The sequence below is a fragment of the Sphingopyxis sp. genome, from assembly GCF_035565275.1.
Classification (GTDB): Bacteria; Pseudomonadota; Alphaproteobacteria; order Sphingomonadales; family Sphingomonadaceae; genus Sphingopyxis.
Genome location: NZ_DATMST010000207.1, coordinates 1 through 6,161, shown reverse-complemented (window position 1 = coordinate 6,161; position 6,161 = coordinate 1). Strand labels below are relative to the sequence as shown.

Annotated in this window: 7 protein-coding genes; 5 read left to right on the top strand and 2 right to left on the bottom strand. The window is 65.0% G+C overall.

Annotated features, from left to right (window positions below):
• The 3 genes from VN047_RS14460 to VN047_RS14450 all read left to right on the top strand — a co-directional run.
• Positions 1-1,134 (top strand): amidohydrolase family protein (locus VN047_RS14460; RefSeq protein WP_325543823.1); only part of this gene is annotated, 1,134 nt, incomplete at its 5' end.
• Between the two features lie 141 nt (positions 1,135-1,275).
• Positions 1,276-1,977 carry an NnrU family protein gene (locus VN047_RS14455; RefSeq protein ID WP_325543822.1) on the top strand — a complete coding sequence of 234 codons (702 nt, stop codon included), beginning with the start codon at positions 1,276-1,278 and terminating at the stop codon, positions 1,975-1,977.
• A 4-nt stretch (positions 1,978-1,981) separates the two neighbouring features.
• Positions 1,982-2,524 carry a DUF1003 domain-containing protein gene (locus VN047_RS14450; RefSeq protein WP_325543824.1) on the top strand — a complete coding sequence of 181 codons (543 nt, stop codon included), beginning with the start codon at positions 1,982-1,984 and terminating at the stop codon, positions 2,522-2,524.
• Between the two features lie 48 nt (positions 2,525-2,572).
• Here the strand turns inward: VN047_RS14450 and VN047_RS14445 are convergent, their stop codons facing one another.
• Both VN047_RS14445 and VN047_RS14440 read right to left on the bottom strand, forming a co-directional pair.
• Positions 2,573-3,187: a hypothetical protein gene (locus VN047_RS14445; RefSeq protein WP_325543820.1), complete on the bottom strand. Its 615-nt coding sequence runs from the start codon at positions 3,185-3,187 to the stop codon at positions 2,573-2,575.
• A gap of 122 nt (positions 3,188-3,309) precedes the next feature.
• A complete protein-coding gene (locus VN047_RS14440) occupies positions 3,310-4,077 on the bottom strand; it encodes a cyclase family protein (protein WP_325543818.1) in 768 nt (255 codons plus the stop codon).
• A 114-nt stretch (positions 4,078-4,191) separates the two neighbouring features.
• Between VN047_RS14440 and VN047_RS14435 the strand changes: the two genes are divergently transcribed.
• Together VN047_RS14435 and VN047_RS14430 are read left to right on the top strand one after the other, a co-directional pair.
• Complete coding sequence (locus VN047_RS14435; protein WP_325543816.1) at positions 4,192-5,820, top strand: MFS transporter; 1,629 nt, start codon at positions 4,192-4,194, stop codon at positions 5,818-5,820.
• 44 nt (positions 5,821-5,864) lie between these two features.
• Positions 5,865-6,161, top strand: a 297-nt coding sequence (locus VN047_RS14430) for an alanine racemase (protein WP_325543814.1), incomplete at its 3' end; no start/stop codon positions are given.

The window sequence follows — 6,161 nt, the reverse complement described above, 5'->3', positions numbered from 1 at the left end:
GTTGCGGTCCCCGCCGGGGTCGAACGCGTCGATGCGCAGGGGCGTTATGTGACGCCGGGCATCGTCGCGGCGTTCAGTCGCGTCGGGCTGACCGAGGTTGATGGCGTCGCCGGCACCAACGACCGGTCGGCGCCGCGCACGCGCTTTTCGGCCGGGCTCGACATCGCCCCGGCGCTCAACCCGATGGGATCGCCCGTCGCGGTGAACCGCGCGTCGGGCGTGACGCGCGCGATCGTCGCGCCGGGCGGCAGCAGCAATTTGTTCGCAGGACAGGGCGCGGTCGTCGACCTTGCCGACGATATGGACATGGTGACCAAACCGCGTGCGCTGCAATATGTCGCGTTCGGCGAGGATGGATCGGCGAAGGCAGGGGGCAGCCGTGCAGCGACCTTCCTGCTGTTCCGCGAGCAATTGCTCGCGGCGCGCAGCTATGCGCGTAATCCCGCCGCGCTCGCCGAATGGGGCAATGACGCGATGATCCAGCGCGCCGATGCCGATGCGCTCGTGCGGGTGATCGACGGCACGACGCCGCTGTTCGTCCGCGTCGACCGCGCCGCCGACATCGTCAATGTGATCAAGCTGAAGGGCGAGTTTCCGGCGCTGAAGCTGGTGCTGGTCGGGGTGACCGAAGGCTGGCTGGTCGCGCGCGAAATCGCCGCGGCCAAGATCCCCGTGCTCGTCTCGCCGCTCACCGATCTGCCCGGCACCTTCGAACAACTCGGCGCGACGCAATCGAACGCCGGCCGCCTCAACGCGGCGGGGGTCGATGTGTCGGTGGGCGTGTTCGACGACGATGATGCACACAAGATGGGCTATACGACGCAATATGCCGGAAACCTCGTCGGGCTGTCGAAGCTGCCCGGCGCGAGCGGGATGACCTGGGATCAGGCCTTCGCGTCGATCACCAGCGTTCCGGCACGTACGGTGGGCATGGAGGGCAGCATCGGATCGCTGCGCCCCGGCCGTGCCGGCGACGTCGTGATCTGGGACGACGACCCGCTCGAACTCGGCAGCCGCCCGACGGCGGTGTGGATCGACGGCAAGGCGCAATCGCTGACAACGCGGCAGGACCGGTTGCGCGACCGGTACATGACGCCACAGGAAGGGGCATTGCCCAAGGCATACGACCGATAGGATGAAGGGGGCGGCAACCCGCCTCCTTCACCGTCCCGCCTGCAATGTTGACGCTGTTATCTTTGTTGCGCATGGTGGCGCCGGAAACGCCCCGAGTCGCTCGTGCGGCCGGGGATGGCAGTCTGGAAGGAGGGCGAATTCATGCAACCCATGTCGCTTTTGATCGTCACCTGCGTCCTGTTCGTCGGCTCGCACCTTGTCCTGTCGCATCCGCTTCGCGGCGGGCTGGCGGGGCGGCTCGGCGAGCGCGGGTTCATGATCGTCTATTCGGTCGTCGCGATCGCGACCTTCATCTTGATCGTGCAGGCTTGGCGCGGCATGCCGCCCGAGCCGCCCCTGTGGGTGGTCGACGATCCGCTGTGGATATTGGCGTCGCTGATCGTGCTGGCCGCGAGCATATTGTTCATGGGGTCGCTGATCGGCAATCCTGCGCTGCCCGCGCCGCATGCCGCCAGAGACGCAGAGGCCGCACCGCGCGGGGTGTTCGCGATCACGCGGCACCCGATGATGTGGGGGTTCGCGCTCTGGGCTTTTGCGCATGCGATGGTGATGCCCACCGGCGGGCAGATCGTCCTGTCGGCGACGATCATCTTCCTCGCGCTCGTCGGTTCGGCGGGACAGGACGTCAAGAAGGCGCGGCTGATGGGCGACGCGTGGCGCAACTGGGCGGCGCGGACGAGCTTCGTGCCCTTTGCGCGGCAGGTTGGCGGCGCGGCGCCGTGGCGCGAAACGATCCCGCGTCCGCACGCGTTGTTCGGCGGAATCCTGCTGTGGCTCGTCGCGACCTGGGCGCATGGCGCGCTCGGCTATATCGCTGCGGGCATGTGGCGCTGGATCGGCTGATATGATGAACCATGAAGAGAAGATTTCGGACCTGTCGCTGCGGCTGCTCGGCCGCGCCTACGACCAGCTCGACGATGGCGAACAACGCGTCATTCGCGCGATCGCCGAACGCGCGCCCACCGGGCGCGGCGGCGCCGCGGATGATGATGATGGCGCGCAGGCGGAATTCGGCGAGCGGCTGGCCGACCGGGTCGCGGCGGTCGGGGGCTCGTGGGGTTTCATCATCGGCTTTGCGGTGGTGCTGTTCGCGTGGATGCTGATCAATTCGAAAGCGCTGCAGGGCCTCGGGCTGGCTTTCGATCCCTTTCCGTTCATCTTTTTGAACCTGATGCTGTCGATGCTGGCAGCGATCCAGGCGCCGGTGATCATGATGAGCCAGAACCGGCAGGCGGCGAAGGACCGGCTGACCGAAAAGCTCGATTACGAGATCAATCTGCGCGCCGAACTGGAGATCATGCGGCTGCATGAAAAGATCGACCAGATGCGGATCAACGAACTGGCGGAGAAGGTGGACGAGCTGTGTTCGCGGATCGATGCGAAGGCCTGAGGCTGGCTGGTTGGCGTTGGCTCTGGGGTGGACACGGACAGGCTGCTTTCAACCGCAAGGCCCTGTTTCGGGACATTCCCGCAGCGAAATCACGCGATCGACGATGATCTCCTGTCCTGACATTCCCATGTGACCGTAGTTGCCTGAATACATGGTTTTGCGGCCGACGAACTCGATGAACTTACGCCCGCCTCGCTGCCCCTCGCGGTCCAGATCGACACGTTCGACGTCGAGCCAGATTGTGGCAGCAATGGCCCGGTCAGCTTCCTTTCTCCATTCAGGCGATTCTGGATTGCCGCGTGGCCATTTGGGTGCCCTGGTCCCCGCTGGTATGAACGCCTGACCTTCGAACTCATCTACCCAGACGCCTCGATAACGGCGCGGAGCCTCCATCTTATAGCATTGGTCGGTGGGCTTCGACCCGATCGCTCCGGCCTCAAGATGGTATGTGCAGGGGGCTTCCCGTATTAACCGGCCATCGTAGCGATAGCATCCATGCCCCTCATCGGCATTGGTGCAGGGCTGATCGAGCGACCGTGCCCGCTGCTGATCCTCCGGATTTGCGAATACTTCAGGATTGAGGGCAGCAAATTGCCCGGCGGCAGGGACACTGACTCCCATCGTCGCAAAGGCGAACACCGCTGTCAGTCGAATTCCCGGCATAGGCGCGTCTCCAATCCAGGCCCGGAGCAGGTTGCTCGGGTCCCGTCCGGTTTCAGAAATGCAGCGTGTTCAATCCGATGTCCAGATTCGGTCATAACCGGTCATTTCCGACGACCCGCGGTTCAATCGTCAACCAGCGCCACCGCTCGGATCCACCCCGCGCTCGCGCGCTCGATCTTCACGGGGAAGCAGCTGAAGGTGAAGCCCGTCGCCGGGATCGCCGCGAGATTCGCCAGCTTCTCGATCTGGTAATAGGGGCGGATGCGCCCCGCCTTGTGCCCTTCCCAGATGATCGACGGATCGCGCGTTTCGGCCCAGCGCTTCGCCGTGTGGCTGAACGGTGCGTCCCAGCTCCACGCGTCGGTGCCGACGACCTGCACGCCGCGCTCCGTGAGGTACAGCGTCGCCTCGGCCCCCATTCCGCACCCCTGATCGGTGAAATTGTCGGTGCCGTAAATCGCGCCCGACTGGACGAGCACGATGTCGAATGGCTGGAGATCGTGCCCGATCCGCGCGAGTTCGGCCTCGACCTCCGCGCCGCCCACGACATGGCCGTGCGGGCGATCCGAAAAGTCGAGCTTCACGCCAGGACGAAAGAAGAGATCGAGCGGCGCTTCGTCGATCGACGGTGCGGGCGAGGCGCCGCTGTCGGTCGTCGAATGATAATGCCAGGGCGCATCCATATGCGTCCCGTTATGGGTGCTCAAGGAGAGCATCTCGACCGCCCAGCCTTCGCCGTCGGGCAGGTCCTCACGCGTCAGCCCGGGGAAGAACATCGCGATCTGCTCCCACGTATTTTCATGGGTCATATAGGTGATGTTCGGCCGCATCACGGGCGGGTCGGAGACGACGTCGCTGGTGATCGGGATCGAAAGGTCGATGAGCTGCATCGGCGCAGTCTGCCACCGGAATGACGCTACGCCAAGAAGGCTTGCGCGCTGTCCGGCGCCCGCTAGAGATGGCGCAAAGCCCGCATGCATCAGGATGGGGGCAGGGGAGAGTATATGACCGACGCAGCCGCCGTCGCCGATCATGGCGCGGACTATCAGCCGACCGCGAAAGACATTCGCATGGTCATCGCCGCATCGTCGGCGGGCACGGTGTTCGAATGGTATGATTTCTTCATCTACGGCACGCTTGCGGCGATCATCGGCAAGGCTTTTTTCCCCAGCGACAATGCGACGCTCGAAATATTGCTGGTCTGGGCGGGATTCGCGGTCGGTTTTGGCTTTCGGCCCCTGGGTGCGGTCCTCTTCGGCTTCCTTGGAGACAGGCTCGGGCGCAAATACACGTTTCTTGTCACCGTCACGCTGATGGGCATCGCAACCGCGGGGGTCGGCATGATCCCGTCGGCCGCGACGATCGGCATCGCGGCGCCGATCATCGTCATCTTTCTGCGTATCCTGCAGGGACTGGCACTTGGCGGGGAATATGGCGGTGCGGCGGTCTATGTCGCCGAACATTCGCCGCCCGGGAAGCGCGGTTTCTATACCAGCTTCATCCAGGCGAGCGTCGTCGGCGGCTTCGTGCTCAGCCTGATCGTCGTGCTCGGCTGCAAGGCGCTGATGTCCGACGCCTTGTGGGAAAGCTGGGGCTGGCGCGTGCCGTTCCTGCTGTCGCTGATCCTGCTGGCGATTTCGCTGTGGATGCGGCTCAAACTGTCCGAAAGCCCCGTATTCCAGGCAATGAAACAGGAAGGCGAGCTTGCCAAGAACCCGCTCAAGGAAAGCTTCACCTATCCCGGCAATCCGCGCCGCATCTTTATCGCGCTGTTCGGTATCGCCGCGGGCCTGACGGTGATCTGGTACACTGCGATGTTCTCGGGCCTCTCTTTCCTGAAAGGGCCGATGCGGGTCGAAGAAACCGCCGCCGAGATCATCGTCGGCTGTGCGGCCGCGCTCGGCATGGTCTTTTTCATCTGGGCGGGCCGCCTGTCCGATCGCGTCGGGCGAAAGAAGCCGATCGTCTGGGGCTATGCCGCGACGCTCGTGCTGCTCTTCCCGCTCTTCTGGTGGATGGGAAGCGTCGGCAATCCGGCGCTGACCGCGGCCGCCGAGCGGGCACCGGTGACCGTTGCCGGATCGAAGTGCAGCTTCGATCCCTTTGCGCAGAAACAGCAAACGGCGTGCGGCCGCACCCTTGGCGAACTCACCAAGCTGGGCGTGCCCTATACGGTTGTCGCAACCGATAGCGGGTTCGACAGCGTGGAGATCCGGATCGGCGACCGCGAGGTCGCGAGCGAAGACCCGGCGCTGCTGCAGCCGGCGCTCGAGGCCATGGGCTATGATTTCGCGAAACAGGTGCCGGGTGCGGGCGGCATCGCCGTCATTTTCCTCGCGCTGCTCGGGCTCAGCGCGCTGTCGGGTTTCACCTTTGGCCCTGTCGCGGCGCTCCTGTCCGAAATGTTCCCGCCGCACGTCCGCTATTCGTCGCTGTCGATCCCCTATCATATCGGAACCGGATATTTCGGCGGATTCCTGCCGTTGATCGCGAGCTTCATCATAGCGAAGACCGGTAACGCCTACGCCGGGCTCTGGTATACCTGGGGCGTCGTGCTCGTCGCCTTCCTCGTCACCGCCTTCATGCTGAAGGACCCCGTCGAAGGGCAGTGGGACAAGGCGCGCACCACCTGATCACCCCATTGGCGCGGCCGGTGAAGCCGTATAGGGGCGACGGCATGATCCAGGTCCCGTCTCCGCTCCGCCTTCGCCTCGACCGCGATGCCCTCGTCGCCAACTGGCGCTGGCTTGCCGCACAGAGCGGGACGGCGGCGTGCGGGGCGGCGATCAAGGCCGACGGCTATGGCCTCGGCGCGCGCGACGTGATGCGCCACCTTGCCGCGGCAGGCTGCCGCGACTTCTTCGTCGCGACCTGGGCCGAAGCGGCGGCGCTGATGCCGCTGCCCGCAGGCGTGTCGCTGTCGGTGCTCCACGGTGTCGGTGCCAGCGACATGATCGCCGCGCGCACGCTTCCC